The 17,213-nt window shown below is 70.6% G+C and carries 14 protein-coding genes; 10 read left to right on the top strand and 4 right to left on the bottom strand.

Annotation, left to right across the window (positions count from 1 at the left end; translation table 11 throughout):
• Positions 1 to 34 precede the first annotated feature (34 nt).
• Positions 35 to 886 carry an IclR family transcriptional regulator gene (locus tag CTP10_RS22995; protein WP_116322203.1) on the bottom strand — a complete coding sequence of 284 codons (852 nt, stop codon included), beginning with the start codon at positions 884 to 886 and terminating at the stop codon, positions 35 to 37.
• Positions 887 to 1,092: 206 nt separating this feature from the next.
• Between CTP10_RS22995 and CTP10_RS22990 the strand changes: the two genes are divergently transcribed.
• From CTP10_RS22990 to CTP10_RS22980, 3 genes are all read left to right on the top strand, one after another.
• Entirely contained in the window at positions 1,093 to 2,031 is a 939-nt protein-coding gene (locus CTP10_RS22990) for a Bug family tripartite tricarboxylate transporter substrate binding protein (RefSeq protein ID WP_199414679.1), read from the top strand.
• A 75-nt stretch (positions 2,032 to 2,106) separates the two neighbouring features.
• On the top strand, positions 2,107 to 4,449 hold the full coding sequence (locus tag CTP10_RS22985; RefSeq protein ID WP_116322133.1) for a cytochrome P450/oxidoreductase: 2,343 nt from the start codon (positions 2,107 to 2,109) through the stop codon (positions 4,447 to 4,449).
• 135 nt (positions 4,450 to 4,584) lie between these two features.
• Positions 4,585 to 5,139: a hypothetical protein gene (locus CTP10_RS22980; RefSeq protein WP_233528303.1), complete on the top strand. Its 555-nt coding sequence runs from the start codon at positions 4,585 to 4,587 to the stop codon at positions 5,137 to 5,139.
• 16 nt (positions 5,140 to 5,155) lie between these two features.
• Here CTP10_RS22980 and CTP10_RS22975 read toward each other — a convergent pair whose 3' ends face one another.
• The gene (locus CTP10_RS22975; protein ID WP_116322134.1) at positions 5,156 to 6,061 is read right to left on the bottom strand and encodes a LysR family transcriptional regulator; all 906 of its coding nucleotides are present in this window, start codon (positions 6,059 to 6,061) and stop codon (positions 5,156 to 5,158) included.
• Positions 6,062 to 6,277: 216 nt separating this feature from the next.
• Between CTP10_RS22975 and CTP10_RS22970 the strand changes: the two genes are divergently transcribed.
• The 7 genes from CTP10_RS22970 to CTP10_RS22940 all read left to right on the top strand — a co-directional run bounded on the left by CTP10_RS22970 (position 6,278) and on the right by CTP10_RS22940 (position 12,143).
• A complete protein-coding gene (locus tag CTP10_RS22970) occupies positions 6,278 to 8,281 on the top strand; it encodes an FUSC family protein (RefSeq protein WP_116322135.1) in 2,004 nt (667 codons plus the stop codon).
• Positions 8,282 to 8,308: 27 nt separating this feature from the next.
• Positions 8,309 to 8,527 (top strand): DUF1656 domain-containing protein, encoded by a 219-nt coding sequence (locus CTP10_RS22965; RefSeq protein WP_116322136.1) that lies wholly within the window; start codon positions 8,309 to 8,311, stop codon positions 8,525 to 8,527.
• Positions 8,524 to 9,411 (top strand): efflux RND transporter periplasmic adaptor subunit, encoded by an 888-nt coding sequence (locus CTP10_RS22960; RefSeq protein ID WP_116322137.1) that lies wholly within the window; start codon positions 8,524 to 8,526, stop codon positions 9,409 to 9,411. Before CTP10_RS22965 ends, CTP10_RS22960 begins: the two co-directional genes overlap by 4 nt.
• Complete coding sequence (locus CTP10_RS22955) at positions 9,408 to 10,898, top strand: efflux transporter outer membrane subunit (RefSeq protein ID WP_116322138.1); 1,491 nt, start codon at positions 9,408 to 9,410, stop codon at positions 10,896 to 10,898. Before CTP10_RS22960 ends, CTP10_RS22955 begins: the two co-directional genes overlap by 4 nt.
• A gap of 186 nt (positions 10,899 to 11,084) precedes the next feature.
• The gene (locus tag CTP10_RS22950; RefSeq protein WP_116322139.1) at positions 11,085 to 11,423 is read left to right on the top strand and encodes a hypothetical protein; all 339 of its coding nucleotides are present in this window, start codon (positions 11,085 to 11,087) and stop codon (positions 11,421 to 11,423) included.
• A 29-nt stretch (positions 11,424 to 11,452) separates the two neighbouring features.
• Positions 11,453 to 11,704 (top strand): hypothetical protein, encoded by a 252-nt coding sequence (locus CTP10_RS22945; RefSeq protein ID WP_199414682.1) that lies wholly within the window; start codon positions 11,453 to 11,455, stop codon positions 11,702 to 11,704.
• A gap of 103 nt (positions 11,705 to 11,807) precedes the next feature.
• Positions 11,808 to 12,143 carry a hypothetical protein gene (locus CTP10_RS22940; protein ID WP_116322140.1) on the top strand — a complete coding sequence of 112 codons (336 nt, stop codon included), beginning with the start codon at positions 11,808 to 11,810 and terminating at the stop codon, positions 12,141 to 12,143.
• 25 nt (positions 12,144 to 12,168) lie between these two features.
• Here the strand turns inward: CTP10_RS22940 and CTP10_RS22935 are convergent, their stop codons facing one another.
• Both CTP10_RS22935 and CTP10_RS22930 read right to left on the bottom strand, forming a co-directional pair.
• On the bottom strand, positions 12,169 to 15,963 hold the full coding sequence (locus CTP10_RS22935; protein ID WP_158577723.1) for a response regulator: 3,795 nt from the start codon (positions 15,961 to 15,963) through the stop codon (positions 12,169 to 12,171).
• A 17-nt stretch (positions 15,964 to 15,980) separates the two neighbouring features.
• Positions 15,981 to 17,114 carry a response regulator gene (locus CTP10_RS22930; protein ID WP_116322142.1) on the bottom strand — a complete coding sequence of 378 codons (1,134 nt, stop codon included), beginning with the start codon at positions 17,112 to 17,114 and terminating at the stop codon, positions 15,981 to 15,983.
• Between the last annotated feature and the right edge of the window lie 99 nt (positions 17,115 to 17,213).

The raw sequence follows: 17,213 nt of genomic DNA, 5'->3' as shown, positions 1-17,213 counted from the left end.
CTTGCACAATGGCCACGCCCTTCCCGGCGGCGCCTCAGCCCGCCGCTTCCGGGTGGAAGCCGAGCGCGGCGCTGACCACGCGGGCCTCGTGCCGCACGGCGGTGCCGACCGGCCCGTCGATCGACGGATCGAAGCCGCCGGTGGCGCCCAGCGCCGTCAGCACCGCGCACACGCGGCCGGTGTAGTCGCGCACCGGCGCGGCCACGGCGCTGATGCCGGTCAGGTTGGTGTCGCGCACCCAGGCGCAGTCATCAGCCTGCACGGCGCGGCGCAGCGCGCCGATCGGGTCGTCCCGATCGAGCGAAGCCAGCCGCGCCGCCCCAGCCTGCTCCAGTTCTTCCTTCGCCTGCTGCTGCACCCGGGTTTCGTCCAGCAGGCCCAGGAACACGCGCCCGGTGGCCGACCACAGCAGCGGCATCACCGACCCCGCGCGCACGTTCACCGTGACCGGCAAGCCCGGTTCCTCAAAACGCATGATGGTCGGCCCTTTGTTGCCCATCACCGCGACAAAGCACGTCACTTCCAGCGTCTCGCGCAGCCGCACCAGCGAGGCCTCGGCCAGCCGGATCGGGTCGGCCTGCCGCATCGCCGCCATGCCGATCTGCAGCGCCTCGTAGCCCAGGTGGTACTGCTGCGTACCGGATTCCTGCGCAACCAGTCCCTCTTCCAGCAGGCTGACCAGGTAGCGGTGCACCTTGGCCGGGCTTTCGTCGATATGCGCGGCCAGCGCGGTCAGGCTGGCGCGCCCGCCGAGCCGGGCCAGCCCTTTGAGCACCGCCATGCCCGTGACGGCGGACTGCACCCGCTGGCGACGCTCCCGGGTGCGGGGCGAGGCGGCGTCAACAGGCGTTTCGGGGACGGCGGACTTGGAACGGGATGCGTGCATGGCAATGGTGGTGGCAATGGCAGGCAGATTAGGCCACGCCTGGTCTGGCGACGGTAGGTCGGCCGGCCCCAAGGTTAACCCTCATTCAATGATTACGCAATGCGTATAAGATTTACGCAAAACAGAAATTCATCGGAGACAACCACATGCCCCGCACCCTGTTGCCGCGCCTGGCCATCGGCGCTTTTGGCGCGCTCGTCCTGCCCATGCTGTCCGCCCTGCCGGCGCACGCCGCCGACACCTACCCCGCCAAGCCGATCCGCTGGATCGTGCCGTACGCCGCCGGCGGCGGCTCGGACTTCCTCGCGCGCACCATTGGCCAGGGACTGTCGGCCAAGGTCGGCCAGCCGGTCGTGGTGGACAACAAGCCCGGCGGCAATACGGCGATCGGCGCGGCCGAGACGGTGCGCTCGGCCGCCGACGGCTACACCGTGCTGTCCGCCGACAACGGCACGCTGGTATTCAACCCGGTCCTGTACAAGACGCTCTCCTACAACCCGGGCAAGGACCTGGCCCCGGTCACGCTGCTGGGCCGCTTCCCGATGATCCTGGTGGTCGGCGCGAACAGCCCGGTGAAGAACGCCAGGGACTTCATCGCGCAGGCGAAGTCCACGCAGGGCGGCGTCAGCTATGGATCCGCCGGAGCGGGCAGCCCGCACCACCTGGCCATGGAATTGCTGAAGGTGGAAGCCGGCGGCCTGCCGATGACGCACGCGCCCTACCGCGGCGCCGCGCCCGCGCTGTCGGACGTCGCCGCTGGCCAGCTCGCCGCGATGATGGTCGACTATGCCGCCGGCGCCGGCTTTATCAAGGGCGGCAAGGTGCGGCCGCTGGCCGTGGCCAATGCCACCCGCCTGCCGCAGCTGCCCGACGTGCCGACCTTCGCCGAGCTGGGCTACCCACGCGTGGAAGCCGCCGCGCTGGTCGGCATGGTGGTGCCTGCGGCCACACCGCCGGAGGTCATCAACACGCTGAACAAGGATGTGGTCGCGGCGATCCGCGAGCCGGCGGTGAACAAGCGGCTGGTGGATTTCGGCGTGGAGCCGGTGGGCAATACGCCGGCGCAGTTCAGCGAGCTGCTGCGCACCGAGTCGGCACGCTGGACCAGGCTGATCCGCGACCTGAAGATCACGCTGGACAACTAAGGCCGGCAATCATCTGACCCCCAAGCCCGTCCGGCACCGACCGGACGGCAAGTGCTTTAGCCAGGAGTACGCAGTATGGCCAACCTCTCACACGGTGCCGCGCGCGGCGGCTGCCCCGTCGACCATTCCGCTTTCAAGGCACCCAACGGCTGCCCCGTCAGCCATGACGCGGCGGAATTCGATCCCTTCGGCGACGGCTACCAGCAGGACCCGCCCGAATACGTACGCTGGTCGCGCGAGCAGGAACCGGTGTTCTACAGCCCCAGGCTGGGCTACTGGGTCGTCACGCGCTACGACGACATCAAGGCGATCTTCCGCGACAACCTCACCTTCAGCCCGTCGATCGCGCTGGAGAAAATCACGCCCACCGGCGACGAGGCCAACGCGGTGCTGGCCTCGTACGGCTATGCCATGAACCGCACGCTGGTCAACGAGGACGAGCCCGCCCACATGCCGCGCCGGCGCGCGCTGATGGACCCGTTCACGCCCGCCGAGCTGGCGCATCACGAGCCCATGGTGCGGCGCCTGGCGCGCGAATACGTCGACCGCTTTATCGACGATGGCCGCGCCGACCTGGTCGACCAGATGCTCTGGGAAGTGCCGCTGACCGTGGCGCTGCATTTCCTGGGCGTGCCCGAAGAGGACATGGACCTGCTGCGCCAGTACTCCATCGCCCACACGGTCAACACCTGGGGCCGGCCAAAGCCGGAGGAACAGGTCGCGGTGGCGCATGCCGTGGGCAATTTCTGGCAGCTGGCCGGGCGCATCCTCGACAAGATGCGCGAGGACCCGTCGGGCCCGGGCTGGATGCAGTACGGCCTGCGCAAGCAGAAGGCGCTGCCCGAGGTCGTCACCGACTCCTACCTGCATTCGATGATGATGGCCGGCATCGTCGCCGCGCACGAAACCACCGCCAATGCCTCGGCCAATGCCCTCAAGCTGCTGCTGCAGCATCCGGATACGTGGCGCGAGATCTGCGAGGACCCCTCGCTGATCCCCAACGCGGTGGAGGAATGCCTGCGCCACAACGGCTCGGTGGCGGCGTGGCGCCGGCTGGTCACGCGCGACACGGAAGTGGGCGGCATCCGCCTGGCCGCGGGCAGCAAGCTGCTGATCGTGACCTCGTCGGCCAACCATGACGAGCGCCACTTCGCCGATGCCGACCTGTTCGACATCCGCCGCGACAACGCCAGCGAGCAGCTGACCTTCGGCTACGGCTCGCACCAGTGCATGGGCAAGAACCTGGCGCGCATGGAGATGCAGATCTTCCTGGAAGAGCTGACGCGCCGGCTGCCGCATATGCGGCTGGCGGAACAGTCCTTCACCTACGTGCCCAACACCTCTTTCCGCGGCCCGGAGCACCTGCTGGTCGAGTGGGATCCCGCTCAGAATCCGGAGCGCCGCGACCCCGCGCTGCTGCTGCAGCGGCAGCCCGTGCGCATTGGCGAGCCGTCGGCGCACACCAGCGCGCGCACCGTGGTGGTGGAAAGCATCGCCCCCGCCGCCGACGGCGTGGTGCGGCTGCGGCTGGCGGCGCCGGACGGCAAGCCGCTGCCGCGCTGGGCGCCGGGCTCGCATATCGATGTGGAGTGCGGCGATACCGGGCTGTCGCGCCAGTATTCGCTGTGCGGCGATCCCGACGATGCCGGCGCGCTGGAAATCGCCGTGCTGCGCGAGCCCGGGAGCCGCGGCGGCTCGGCCTGGGTGCACGACAGCGTCAAGGCGGGCGACCGCCTGCGCATCCGCGGCCCGCGCAACCACTTCCGCTTCGACGAGGGTTGCGGGCGCGCCATCTTCATTGCCGGCGGCATCGGCATCACGCCGGTCAGCGCGATGGCGCGGCGCGCGCGCCAGCTCGGCATCGACTACGAGATCCATTACTGCGGCCGCTCGCGGCGGTCGATGGCAATGCTGGACACGCTGCAGGCCCTGCATGGCGAGCGCCTGCGCGTCTATGCCGGCGACGAAGGCCGGCGCGCCGACTTCGGGGCATTGCTGGCCACGCCGGCGCCGCGCACCCACGTCTACGCCTGCGGCCCGCAACGGCTGCTCGACGCGCTGGCCGACGGCTGCGCCGCGTGGCCGGCGGACGCGCTGCGGGTCGAGCACTTCGTGTCGCGGCTGGGCGCGCTGGACGCATCGCAGGAGCAGCCCTTCACGGTCGAGCTGAAGGACTCCGGCCTGGTCATGGAGGTGCCCGCCGGCCAGACCCTGTTCGCTGCGCTGCGCGGCGCCAATATCGACGTGCAGAGCGATTGCGAGGAAGGCCTGTGCGGCTCGTGCGAAGTGCGCGTGCTGGCCGGCCAGGTCGATCATCGCGACGTGGTGCTGACGCGCACCGAGCGCGACGCCAACGACCGGATGATGGCGTGCTGTTCGCGTGCGGCCGGCGGATGCCGGCTGGTGCTGGAGCTGTAACGGCGGCGGCCGTCCCGGCACAATGTGCTGCGCACTGCGCCGGCCGCGTGGCCGCGTAGGACAACGCCTGACAACGGCGTCAAGTGCCAGCGGCTAAAGTAGCAGCGCTACAGGTTCACCACCCCCGCCCCCTTTATGCGCCTTGCCCCAGCCGCCCCGACGGCCACGCCTCACCGCCTTCTGCCGTCGCTGGCGGCCCTCGTTGTCCTGGTCGCCGCGGTGGCCACTACTGCCACCACTGCCGCCCCGGCAGCGACGCCCGCGCCAAGCCCGCAACTCTCCGGCCTCGCCACCCTGCTGCTCGGCACCGTGCGCGGCAAGCCGACCGGCATGACCGGCGTCACGCGGCTGACCGCGGGCGATGCCGACCGGCAGTTGCGAATGGCCTGCCAGGAACTGATGCGCGCCGGCCCGTTGGACCTGGACGACACCACGCGCTTTGACGGCTGCGTGGTCCGGCCCGGCAAGATCGTCGAGTTCCAGCTGAAAGTGTCGGGCGTCGATGCCACGCGCGACGGCACGCGCGAGTACATGGCATCGGCCAAGCCGATCCTGGAGCGCGGCATCTGCCGCAATCCGGACGTGCCGGTGCTGGGCAAGCTCGGCGTGACGCTGCTCTACCACTACACCGCCGGGCGCCAGTCGCTGGTGCGGCTGGATATCGCGCCGGACCAGTGCCTGGGCAAATAGGCGCGAACTCGCCGCGCTAGCGCTTTTCGGCTTCCCCCAGTACCTCGTCGCAGACCGCCAGCCACGCGCGTGCCGCGTGCGACAGGTAGCGTCCGGGCGACCAGATATGCGCCATGGTCCAGTCCATTGCCGGCTCGGTCAGGCGCGCCATGGCGAGCGTGTCCTGCCCCTGCAGGCGCTCGGCCAGCGGCTGCGGCAGGAACGTGGTGCCCAGACCCGCCGCCGCCATCGACGCCAGGAAATCCCAGTGGCCGCTGCGCGCCACCACGCGTGGCTCGATGCGCGCTTCCAGGAAGGCCTGGTTAAGCTTGCGCGTCAGCGAGAAGTCGTCGGTCAGCATCACCAGCGGCTCGTCGCCCAGCGCGCCCAGCGTGACGGTACGCCCGCGTGCCCACTTCGCCTTGCGCGGCCCGACCGCCCAGATCGGGTAGCGGCCAAACTGCCGTGCCTCAAGCGCCAGGCCGCTGTCGCCGGGCAGCACCGTGGCGCCGACCTCCAGTTCGCCGCTGGCGACCAGTTGCTCGACCACCTGCCCGCCATGCTCGTCCAGTGTCAGCTGCAGGTTGGGATAGCGTTGCCGGAACGCGCTGACCGCCGGCGAGAAAAACAGGTTGACCATCGGCGGGATACCCACCGTCAGCTGCCCGCGGCCCAGCGATGACAGGTCGGCCACTTCCAGCGTGAGCCGGTGGACCACGCCGAGCGCTTCCTGACCGCGCTCGTAGACCACGCGCCCCACGTCGGTCAGGCGCACGCTCTTGCCTTCGCGGATCAGCAGCGGCTGGCCGACCTCGTCTTCAAGCTGCTTCACCATCTTGCTGATGGTCGACTGGGTGACGAACAGTGAACTCGCCGCCTGCGTGAAGCTGTGCAGGCGCGCGGTCTCGACGAAGTAGCGCAGCGCGCGGATATCGATAGGCATGGGCAAATGGGCCGCACCGCCGGCGTCGGGCCCTGGCGGCACGCTTACATGAACAAAGCGAATGGAAAAGCCAATATTAAATCATGAATGGAATGCAAAAGGTGCGGCTACACTTCGCTTCCACACATCGCCCCTGCCCGACTGCGCCACCATGAAGCGTGGGGCGGCAGCTGGCGTTGCGCGCCCCCAAACTCCTTGTCTTCAAGACCTCGCCCCATGGCTAGCTGGCCGAATGCACGACAGTGGCTGTTCTCGCTGAAGGCATTCGCCGCCGCGATGCTGGCACTCTATATCGCGCTGGCGCTCGGCCTGCCGCGGCCGTACTGGGCCATGGCTACCGTGTATTTCGTCTCGCACCCGCTGACCGGCGCGACCCGCTCCAAGGCGGCGTACCGCGTCGCCGGCACGGTGCTCGGCGCGACCGCCGCAGTGGCGACGGTGCCGCAGCTGGTCAACATGCCGATCGTGCTGATGGCCGCGATCGGGCTGTGGATCACCGCGCTGGTGTATCTGTCCTTGCTGCAGCGCTCGCCGCGCAGCTATGTGTTCCTGCTGGCGGCATACACGCTGCCGATCGTGGCGCTGCCGGCGGTCAGCCAGCCGGCCGAGATCTTCGATATCGCCGTGGCGCGCATCGAGGAGATCGTGATCGGCATTGTCTGCGCCGGACTGGTCGGATCGATCGTGTTCCCGGCCAAGGTGGCGCCCGCGCTGCGCCAGCGCGCGGCGACCTGGCTTGCCGACGCCAGCGGCTGGGCCTCGGCGATCCTGCGCGGCAGCCCCGGCGCCGACGATGGCCGCCATCGGCTTGCCACCGACATCCTGGCGCTGGACCAGCTGATCAGCCAGCTCGCCTACGACACCGAGGGCAGCCGCACGCTGCGCCATGCGCGCGCGCTGCGCCAGCGCATGACCATGCTGATGCCGTTGCTGTCGTCGCTGGAAAGCGTGCTGCAGGCGCTGCGCGCCCTGCCCGGCGGCATGCCGGCGCCGCTGCAGCAGGCGCTGGCCGCGACCGCTTCGTGGCTGGGCAGCGGTGCTCCGCAGCCGGCTCCGCTCCTGCAACGCGACTGGCGTCTGGACGGAGGGGATGGCGGGTGGCCGGCGCGGCTCGCCACGACCGCCGCCGACCAGCTGCAACGCCTGTGCACGCTGTACGCGGAATGCCTGGCGCTGCAACGTGGCATCGGCGAACGCGGCCCCGAGGCGCCGTCCGCCGCCAGCCGGCCGGCACCGGAGGCACCTGAGGCACCTGAGGCACCTGACGGCGCCGGCCATCACCATGACCACGGCATGCTGCTGTTCGGGGCCGCGTCCAGCGGGCTGGCGGTGTTCTGCGCCGGTTTGCTGTGGATTTTCTCGGGCTGGGAAGACGGTGCCGGCGCGGTGGCGGTGGCGTCGATCGCCTGCTGCTTCTTTGCTGCCATCGACGAACCGCGCCGCATGGCCGCGCCGTTCCTGCGCTGGAGCCTGGTGTGCCTGCTGGTGGCCTCCGGCTACCTGTTCGTGGTGGTGCCACATGCGCATACCTTCGAGGCGCTGGCGGCGATGCTGGCGTTGCCTTACCTCGGCATCGGCCTGCTGGTGGCGCGCCCGGGCTTCCAGCTGATCGCGATGCTGCTGTCGGTCAACACCGCCTCGTTCGCCAATGTGCAGGCCGTGTTCGACGCGGATTTCCTCGGCACCTTCAATGCCAGCCTGGCCAGCGCCGCGGCGATGCTGTTCGCGCCGCTGTGGTCGATGGCTGTGCGCCCGTTCGGCGCGCGCGCGGCGGCGCACCGGCTGGTGCGCGCAAGCTGGCAGGACCTGGCGCAGGCGGCCACGCTGCGCGCGGCGGACGGCGACGCGCGGCTGGGCGCGCGCATGCTGGACCGGCTCGGCCAGCTGGTGCCTCGCCTGGGCGCGGCCGGCGACCCGCTCTCGTCGGACGGCTTCCATGCGCTGCAGGTGGGCTATTGCGCGCTGGCGCTGCACAGGGCGCTGCCGGGCCTCCCGCCCGCGGCGCGCAAGCCGGTGCGCCGGGTGCTGGCGGCGGTCGCGCGGCATTACCGGTCACGGCTGCGCGGCGGCCATGCGGTGGCGGCACCGGCGGCGCTGTCACGCTGGGTGGCCGATGCCATCGCCGCGCTGCCACGCCAGGACAGTGGTGCGCTGGGCGCGCTGGTAGTGCTCCAGGTCACGCTGCAGCCCGGCGCCTGCCCGCCGACGTGCGCACCCTGATCCACTCACCGCCCTTGTTACCCCACGATGCTCAGTGAAATCGACCTCTATGGCGTATTCGTGCCAGGCGTGCTGGTGCTGATGGTGCTGGCCTTCGCCATCACCACCGCGATCCGCATCGCGCTGGCAGGGCTGGGATGCTACCGGCATGTCTGGCACCGCTCGCTGTTCAACCTTTCCCTCTATGTGATCGTCCTCGGCGGCGTGGCGGCGGTCTTCGCCGCGGTGCCGGGACTGCCGTCATGACACTCCGACTCCGCCCCCTTCCCTTGCTGCCGACGCTGCTGGCCGTGCTTGCCGCCGTGCTGGTGCTGCGCCACCTGTGGGACTACTACACCGCCGCGCCATGGACGCGCGACGGCCATGTGCGCGCCGATATCGTCCAGGTCGCGCCCGACGTTTCCGGCCTGGTCACGCGCGTGACGGTGCGCGACAACCAGTACGTGCAGCGCGGCGAGGTGCTGTTCGAGATCGACCGCGACCGCTACGCGCTGGCGCTGCAGCAGGCCCAGGCCACCGCCGCCACGCTGCGCGCGACGCTGGCGCAGGCGCGGCGCGAGGCCGCGCGCAACCGGGCGCTCGACGGGCTGGTGGCCGGCGAAGTCGCCGAACAGGGCCGCGCCCGCGTGGAACAAAGCGAAGCCGCGCTGGCGCAGGCCGAGGCTACGGTGCGGCTGGCGCGGCTGAACCTGGAGCGCACCAGCGTGCGCAGCCCGGTGGCGGGCTACCTCAACGACCGCCTGCCGCGGCTGGGCGACTACGTGTCCACCGGCCGCCCGGTGCTGTCGATGGTCGACGCGGCGTCGTTCCATGTGGAAGGGTATTTCGAGGAAACCAAGCTGCACCGCATCCATATCGGCAGCCCGGTAGACGTCCATATCATGGGCGAGCCGCGGCACCTGCGCGGGCATGTGCAGAGCATCGCCGCCGGCATCGAGGACCGCGACCGCAGTGCCGGCTCGAACCTGCTGCCCAACGTCAACCCGACCTTCAACTGGGTGCGCCTGGCGCAGCGCGTGCCGGTGCGCATCGTGCTGGAAGACGTGCCCGCCGACGTCAGGCTGGTGTCGGGCCGCACCGCGACGGTGTCGGTACGCGAACCGCGGCGCCCTGCCGCGGCGCGGTCATGAGCGGGCGCCGTCGCTGGCTGGCGTGCGCGGCCGCGTGCCTGTGTGCCTGCACCACGGTAGGCCCGGACTACCGCGTGCCAGAGCGCGCCGCGATCAAGGCGCCGCAGGCCAACGGCGCGCTGCGGGGCGGCAACGCGCATGGCGTCGACATCGGCCCGGTCCCGGACGACTGGTGGCACCTCTATGACGACGCGCGGCTCGACCGGCTGGTGCGTCAGGCGCTGGCGGCCAACACCGACATCCGCGCCGCCTCGGCCAACCTGCGGCGCGCAGTGGCGCTGCTGCATGAAGTCGAGTCCGAGAACCTGCCACAAGGCGGCGTCGACGCCAGCGTGTCGCGCGCGCAGTTGTCGGCCCAGAGCTTCCTGCAGACCGTCAAGCCGCCGGTGTTCAACCTGGGCGACTTCGGCTTCGGCGTGTCTTACCTCATCGATTTCTTCGGCAAGCTGGCGCGTGCCGACGAGGCCGCGCTGGCGGGCGCCGAAGCCAGCGAAGCCACCCTCGACATGGTGCGCGTCAGCGTGGCCGCGCAGACCGTGCGCGCCTACGTGCAAGGCTGCGCGGCCACCCATGAACTGGCCGTGGCCACGCAGCAGCTTGCGGTGCGGGAGCGAACGCTGGACGCAACCCGCCGGCTGGTCGCTGCCGGCCGCGCGCAGCCGCCGGACGTGGCACGCGAGCGCGCCCGCACGGAAGCGGTGCGCGCCGCCTTGCCGGCCTTCGCGGCGGAGCGCGCCGCGGCGCATTACCGCCTGGCCCTGCTGCTGGGCAAGCCACCGTCAGCATTGGCGCCGGACGAGGTCGATTGCCATGCCGAGCCGGAATTGCGCGCGCCTCTGCCCGTGGGTGACGGCGCCGCGCTGCTGCGGCGCCGTCCCGATATCCGCCAGGCCGAGCGCGAACTGGCTGCGGCGACCGCGCGCGTAGGCGTTGCCACGGCGGACCTGTACCCGTCGATCCGCATCGGCGCCAGCGCCGGCCTGACCGGCGTGCTCAGCGACCTGGGCAGCGGCCCGACGGCGCGCTGGAGCCTGGGCCCCATGCTGAGCTGGTCGCTGCCGACCAACGGCGTGCGCCACCGCATCCACGGCCATGAGGCGGCCGCCGACGCCGCGCTGGCGCGCTTCGACGGCACCGTGCTGCGCGCGCTGCAGGAAACGGAAACGGCGCTGTCCGCCTATACCCGAGCGCTGGAGCGGCGGGAATTGCTGCATGCGGCGCGCGAGCAGGCCGGCGACGCCGCGCGCCAGCAGGTGCGGCTGCAGCAGGCCGGGCGCATCCCGTACCTCGACCGCCTCGATGCCGAGCAGGCGCTGGCCGATGCCGACGCCGCGCTGGCCGCGGCCGAGGCTCAGGTGTCATACCGCCAGGTGGACCTCTTCCTCGCCCTGGGCGGCGGCTGGCAAGCCGCCCGCAAGGTGTCGGCAAGGTCCTCGGAAACGGCTTCGCATAACGATGAAAAAAACGACTTATTTTTGTCATTTTAAATCATCACAGGAATGGATCGGCGTGACTACACTTCGTCCCGTGCCCCGGCGCTGCAGTCGCTGCTGCTCCCCGGCACCGCCCACAAGGCGAACCGGACGGCTGGCGGCCAGGCAGATCCGCCCACCCCGCACGGCCCGCAGGAAGCTGCAGGGCCGTGCCGTCCCCTCACCCAAGACACAGCAGACATGCATAACAACGATCTCAAAGCCCTCCTTGCCACGACGCTCTCCATCGCCGCCCTCGGTGCCAGCGTGCTCGCCTGCGGCCCCGCTGCCGCCCAAGGCATGAATGACCACGGCACCGAAGCCGACCGCTACGGCTACAACCTGCAGCACAACGGCAAGCGCGATCCCTTCACCGAAGGCGCGCACGTCAACGGCAAGCGCGATCCGTTCAGCGACGGCGCGCACGTCAATGGCAAGCGCGACCCGTTCACCGACGGCGCCAACCAGCCGGCAGCCGGCATGGACCTAGCGGGCCTGGACCGCACCGGCGTCTCGGCGCCGCCGGCTCACGCCGCCTGATACGGCCCCCGCCCGCCGCGGCGCTCGCCGTGGCGGCACCGCTGGCCGGAAAGACCTGTTCCGGCCAGCCCCCATCCCAGTTCGACGACATTCCCATCAAGACCTTCCTGCTCGCCATGCTCGCGCCTGGCGCCATTGCCGTATCCCTGCCTGCCAGTGCGGGCCCTGACTGGACCGTGATCGAGCGCAGGCACAGGCCCGCCATGCGTCCCCCTGCGCACAAGACGCCGGCACGTCGCCCGCGCCAGCTACGCCGGCTACGTCACGCTGAACGCTATTGAGTCGCGCGCTCCGGTGCTAGATTGGAAAGGCTTGCTGGCGGCAAATGCCAGCAGCGCCTGACAAGGCACAAATCAAACGACCCACTACAGCGAGGAGCCGCGCATGTCCCTCCCCCACCTAGCTTCCGGACAGATCGCCAGCGTGTTGCCCCTGGGCACGCGCCTGGACCAGACTGTCACCCAAGCCCTGTTCAAGGAAGGTCCGCTGGAAGTGATGCGGCTGGTGCTGAAGGCGGGCAAGCATGTGCCGCCCCATTCGGTCGATGGCCCGATGACTGTGCAATGCCTGGAAGGAAAAGTCCGCCTCCGCGTGGACGGCGCCGAACGCGGACTGTGCCAGGGCGACTTGCTCTATGTCGGCCCGTGCGTGCGCTATGACCTGACCGCTGACACCGATGCATCGGTGCTGGTGACGATGGTGCTGCCGGCCGGCCGCTGACGGGCCTGGGGCCCGGGGCCAGACATCAGCCCTGGCCAGAGGCCATGACAGGCAGCATGTCGTCGAGGACGGCCAGCGCCGCGGCGTAGTCGTACGCTTCGATCGCGGCTTCCAGCTCGGCCAGCATGCCCGCAGGCGCCGCCGCGGCCAGCGCGGCGCGATGCGTGGCGAGGGTCGAGCCGGCTTCGCTGGCGCCTTCGCGCAACTGCCGCCGCAGCCGGGCCATTGCCTGCGCGGCGGACGCGGCGGAAGGCTCGATCGGCGCTGCCGGCGCTGCTGGCTCGTCTTGCGGGTCCGGCGCCTCCGGCAGGTGCCGGTGCAGTGCCGCGAGCAGGTCCGACATCGCAGCTTCAAGCGCGGCGGCCTGCCGCGCGGCGCCATCGCCGCCATCCCGCAGCGTGCATTCCAGCGCCGCGGCGGCGCGCGACACTGCCATCGCGCCGAGGTTGCCGGCCACACCGGCCAGCTCGTGCGCAAGCTGCGCGGCCCGGCCAGCGCGTGTGCCGGCATCGGCGTAGCGATCTCGCAGCCGCGCCAGCAGGCCACGGTACGTCTCTGGCTGTCCCCCTGCGCGCGCCAGTGGACCATCGACATCCAGCACGCCCGTCGCGGCGAGCGCCCCAAGCCATGCCGGCCATGCCTGCGCCGCCGGTGCCACCGCCGGCACTGAGTCGCCGTGGGTCAACCAGCGATGCACGGTGGCAAAAAACACCGGCGGACTGATCGGCTTGGCGATATGGTCGTCCATGCCCGCGGCCAGGCAGCGTTCGCGGTCCTCGGGCAAGGCATTGGCGGTCATGGCAACCACCGGCAGCGCGGCGAGCCGCGCGTCGGCTCGGATGCGGCGCGTGGCCTCGACGCCGTCCATCACCGGCATCTGCATATCCATCAGCACCAGGTCGTACGCATGCGCGGCCAGCCGCTCCAGCGCTACGCGCCCGTTTTCGGCGGTGTCCGGCGTGATGCCGGCCTGCTGCAGCAGGTGTACGGCGACCTCGCGGTTGATTTCGTTGTCCTCGACCAGCAGCACGCGCCGCTGCGGCAGCGACCAGCCTGGGCCAGGCGCGGGGCGCTCCGGTTCGGCCTGTAGCGGCGTGCCAGGCTCGGCGGCCAGCACGCGCAGCGTGGCATCGAACAGCACCGACGCGCTGACCGGCTTGAGCAGCAGCGCTTCGAAGCCGCCATGCTCGCCGGCCCGCATCGCCGCCTCGCTGCCGTTGGCCGTCACCATCAGCGGCCGCGGGCGCGGACCACGCAGCGCCAGCCGGGCCAGCCGGCGGGCGGTCTCGATGCCGTCCAAGCCGGGCATGCGCCAGTCGATAAAGGCGGCGTGGTAAGGATCGCCCTCGGCATCGGCGGCTTCGATCGCAGCCAGCGCCGCTTCGCCCGAGGCGGCCTGGTCAGCGCGGAAGCCGAAGCGGCGCAGCATCGCGGCGAGGACCTGGCGCGCGTAGCCGTGGTCGTCCACCACCAGCAGGCGGCGGCCGGCCAGTTCCGGCCGCACCAGCAGCGCCGGCGCGCGCTGGCTGCCCGGCAGCAGCGACAGCTCGAACCAGAACGTGCTGCCCTCGCCCGGTGTGCTTTCCACGCCCAGCGTGCCGCCCATCAACTGCACCAGCCGCTGGCTGATCGCCAGGCCCAGGCCGCTGCCGCCGTAGCGGCGGGTGGTCGAGCTGTCGGCCTGCTCGAAGTTCTGGAACAGGCGTCCGATCGCCTCGGGCGCGATGCCGATGCCGGTGTCGCGCACGGCAAAATGCAGCCGCACGCGCGGCAGCTCGTCGTCGCCGGTGCAGCGTGCCACGCGCACCACGATCTCGCCGCGCTCGGTGAACTTGACCGCGTTGGTGGTGAAATTGATCAGCACCTGGCGGATCCGCAGCGGATCGCCGCGCAGCGCGTCGGGCACGTCCGGCGCAACCTCGACGATCAGCTCCAGCTGCTTGGCCGCGGCCCGCTCCGACACCAGGTCGCCCACGGTGCGCAGCACGCGCTCCAGCGAGAAGTCGATCTCTTCCACTTCCAGCTTGCCGGCCTCGATCTTGGACAGGTCGAGGATGTCGTTGAGGATGCCCAGCAGGTGCTGGCCGGAGCGCTGGATCTTCTCGATATAGTCGCGCTGCTTGGGATCGAGCGGCGTGCCCAGCGCCAGGTGGGCCATGCCGATCACCGCGTTCATCGGGGTGCGGATCTCATGGCTCATGTTGGCGAGGAAGCTGGCCTTGGCCTGGGCCGCCGATTCCGCCTCATGCTTGGCCTCGGCCAGTTCGGCGTTGGCGATGGCGAGTTCGCGCGTGCGCTCGGACACCTTGTGCTCCAGCGTCTGCGACAGTTCCTTCAGCTCGCGGTGCGCGCGCACCTGGCTGGTGATGTCGATGCCGACCGAACCCACGCCGACCACTTCGTTGGTGGCCGGATTGCGCACCGGGAAGCGCATCACCTGCAGGTCGCGCGTACCTTCCGCGGCTTGCATCGTGTAAATGTGCTCCTCCGCCGCGCCGGTGGACATGACCCGCTCCTCGATGTCCCAGCGCTCCTGCGTGCCGTCGGGCATCACCGGCAATTCGCGGTCGGTGCGGCCCAGCGCCCCGCGCTCGGTCTGTCCGATCAGCGCCTGCGTGGCGGGGTTCAGCGCCAGGAAGGCGTGGTTGCGGTCCTTCAGGTGGATGATCGCAGGAGAATGGTCGAGCATCGCGCGCAGCCGTTCCTCGCTGTGCGCCAGGCGCAGCTGGCCACGGCGCAGCGCCCACGCGGCCAGGCCGATCAGCAGCAGGATCGCCAGCGCCATGCCGATGACCACGGTGCGCGTCGACAGGTACGAGAGGAAGGCCTCGTCCATGTCCTGCTCGAGGATCAGCCCGCTCGCCAGCGCCGGCACCCACAGCCCGGCACCGGCCACGCGCCGGCCGCGGTAGTCGCGATAGCCGAAGCCAAGCTGCAGTGTCTGGTGCGCCAGCACCTGCTGCGCCAGCCGGGTCAGCGGCGCGCCCGGCGGCAAACGGTAGGTGCCGTTGCCGTCCGCCACGGGAACGCGCGCCACGGTATGGAACATCGACGCCATGCCAGGCGCCAGCAGCCCTTGCGCGGCCAGCTCTTCATCGAAGCGCGCGGGCGACACCAGGCGGCCATTGCCGTCGATCATGTACAGGTCGCCGCTGCGGCCATAGCGCGCCGCCGTCACGATCTGCAGCATGACCGCGTTCGGGTCGATGCGCAGGCACAGGGTGCCGGCCACGCGTCCGCTATCCCGCTCCGCATCCCACAGCCGCGCGCATACCACCTGGAACGTCGAGACGGCGGCACGCCCGCTCGCATCGGGCATCAGCTGCGGGCCGGGATATGGCGCGGACACGGCGGCCCCGTCGTGGCGGGCACGCTGCGCGGTGCGGGCGGACTCGGGCAACAGCAACTGGCCATTGCGGTCGGGCAGTTCGGAAGCCACGATGCGGTCGTCCGCGGTCACCAGCGCAAAGCCGATATAACCGTGCGAACGCAGCAGCGGCGCCATCCAGCCGGCAAATTCGGCCGCCTGCGCCGGGGTGGCATCGCCATGGCTGGCCAGCAGCGGCCCCGCCAGCCGCACGGTGTCGTCCAGCGCGGCGATCGACACGGCGCGGCGGCGTTGTTCGACCGCCCAGACCTCCAGCAGCCGCGCGGTGGTATTGACGGTGGCGCCCAGGCGCGCGCCCACGCTGGCCTGCTCGTTCTCGCGCACCATCGAAGCGGCGCCGAGTGCGAGCAGCCATACCGCCACCGCCAGCAGCGCGGCATAGGCGAGCAGCGGGCCGAACAGCCGCGCGCCGACGCGGCGGCGAAATGCCATGCGCAGTGACATGCGGGTCAGCCTTGCGCGGGGGCCGGCACCGGCTCGGCAGCGGCCGGATCGGCATACTCCAGTGCGATCGCACGGAATTCGCCGGTGATCGCCAGGAAGGCGTCGATCACGCGCGGATCGAAATGGCGGCCGCGGCCCTCGGCGATGATGCGCACCGCGTCATCGTCCGCAAACGCGGGCTTGTAGACGCGGCGCGAAATCAGCGCGTCGTAGACATCGGCCACCGCCATCAGCCGCGCCGACAGCGGGATGGCTTCGCCGGCCAGGCCGTCGGGATAGCCGCTGCCGTCCCACTTCTCGTGGTGATGGTGCGCGATCTCGCGCGCGTAGCGCAGGAAGGAACTGGTGGTGCCGCACTGGGCCTCGGCATCGGCGATGGCATCGCGGCCCAGCGTGGTATGGGTCTTCATGACCTCGAATTCTTCGGCGGTGAGCTTGCCGGGCTTGAGCAGGATCCGGTCAGGGATGCCGACCTTGCCGATATCGTGCAGCGGCGCGGACTTGAACATCAGGTCGATGGTCTTGTCGTCGAGCCGGTCGGCGAACGGCGGCTCGTGCTGCAGCTTGCGCGCCAGTGCGCGCACATAGTGCTGGGTGCGGCGGATATGGTTGCCGGTCTCGTTGTCGCGGGTCTCGGCCAGCGCCGCCAGCGCGATGATGGTGGCATCCTCGATCAGCTCGATCTCGCGCGTGCGGCGCTGCACCTCGGCCTCGAGCCAGGCCGAGCGGTCGCGCAGGAAATCGTGCGCCTGCTTGAGCGCCAGCTGGCTGGCAATGCGCGCGCGCGCCACCGGCGCGCTGACCGGCTTCATGATGTAGTCGACGGCACCGACCTCGAAGCCGAGCGCCTCGTCGTGGGCCTCGGCCCGTGCCGTCAGGAAGATTACCGGTACGCAGGCAGTGCGCGGATCGGCCTTGAGCTGGCGGCACGCCTCGTAGCCGTCCATGCCAGGCATCGACACGTCCATCAGGATCAGGTCGGGCGGCGCTTCCCGCGCCAGTTGCAGCGCCGTGGCCGCCCGGGTTGCCACCTTGACGCGGTACGGGTCCTGCAGCAGCGCGACCATGGTCGCAATGTTTTCGGGAACGTCGTCGACGACCAGGACTGTCGGCCGCTGGTCGGGGCTAAGGGCGCTCATTTGTCGAAATTGGCGGTTGGGACCGTCTTGTTTCCTGCGCGCCGGGGGGCGCGGGCCGTTGCCGGGCTGGTCGCGCGCGCGGCCATCGGCCATTGCGCG

It is taken from the genome of Cupriavidus sp. P-10, from assembly GCF_003402535.2.
GTDB lineage: Bacteria > Pseudomonadota > Gammaproteobacteria > Burkholderiales > Burkholderiaceae > Cupriavidus.
This window is presented reverse-complemented; position numbering and strand designations above follow the sequence as displayed.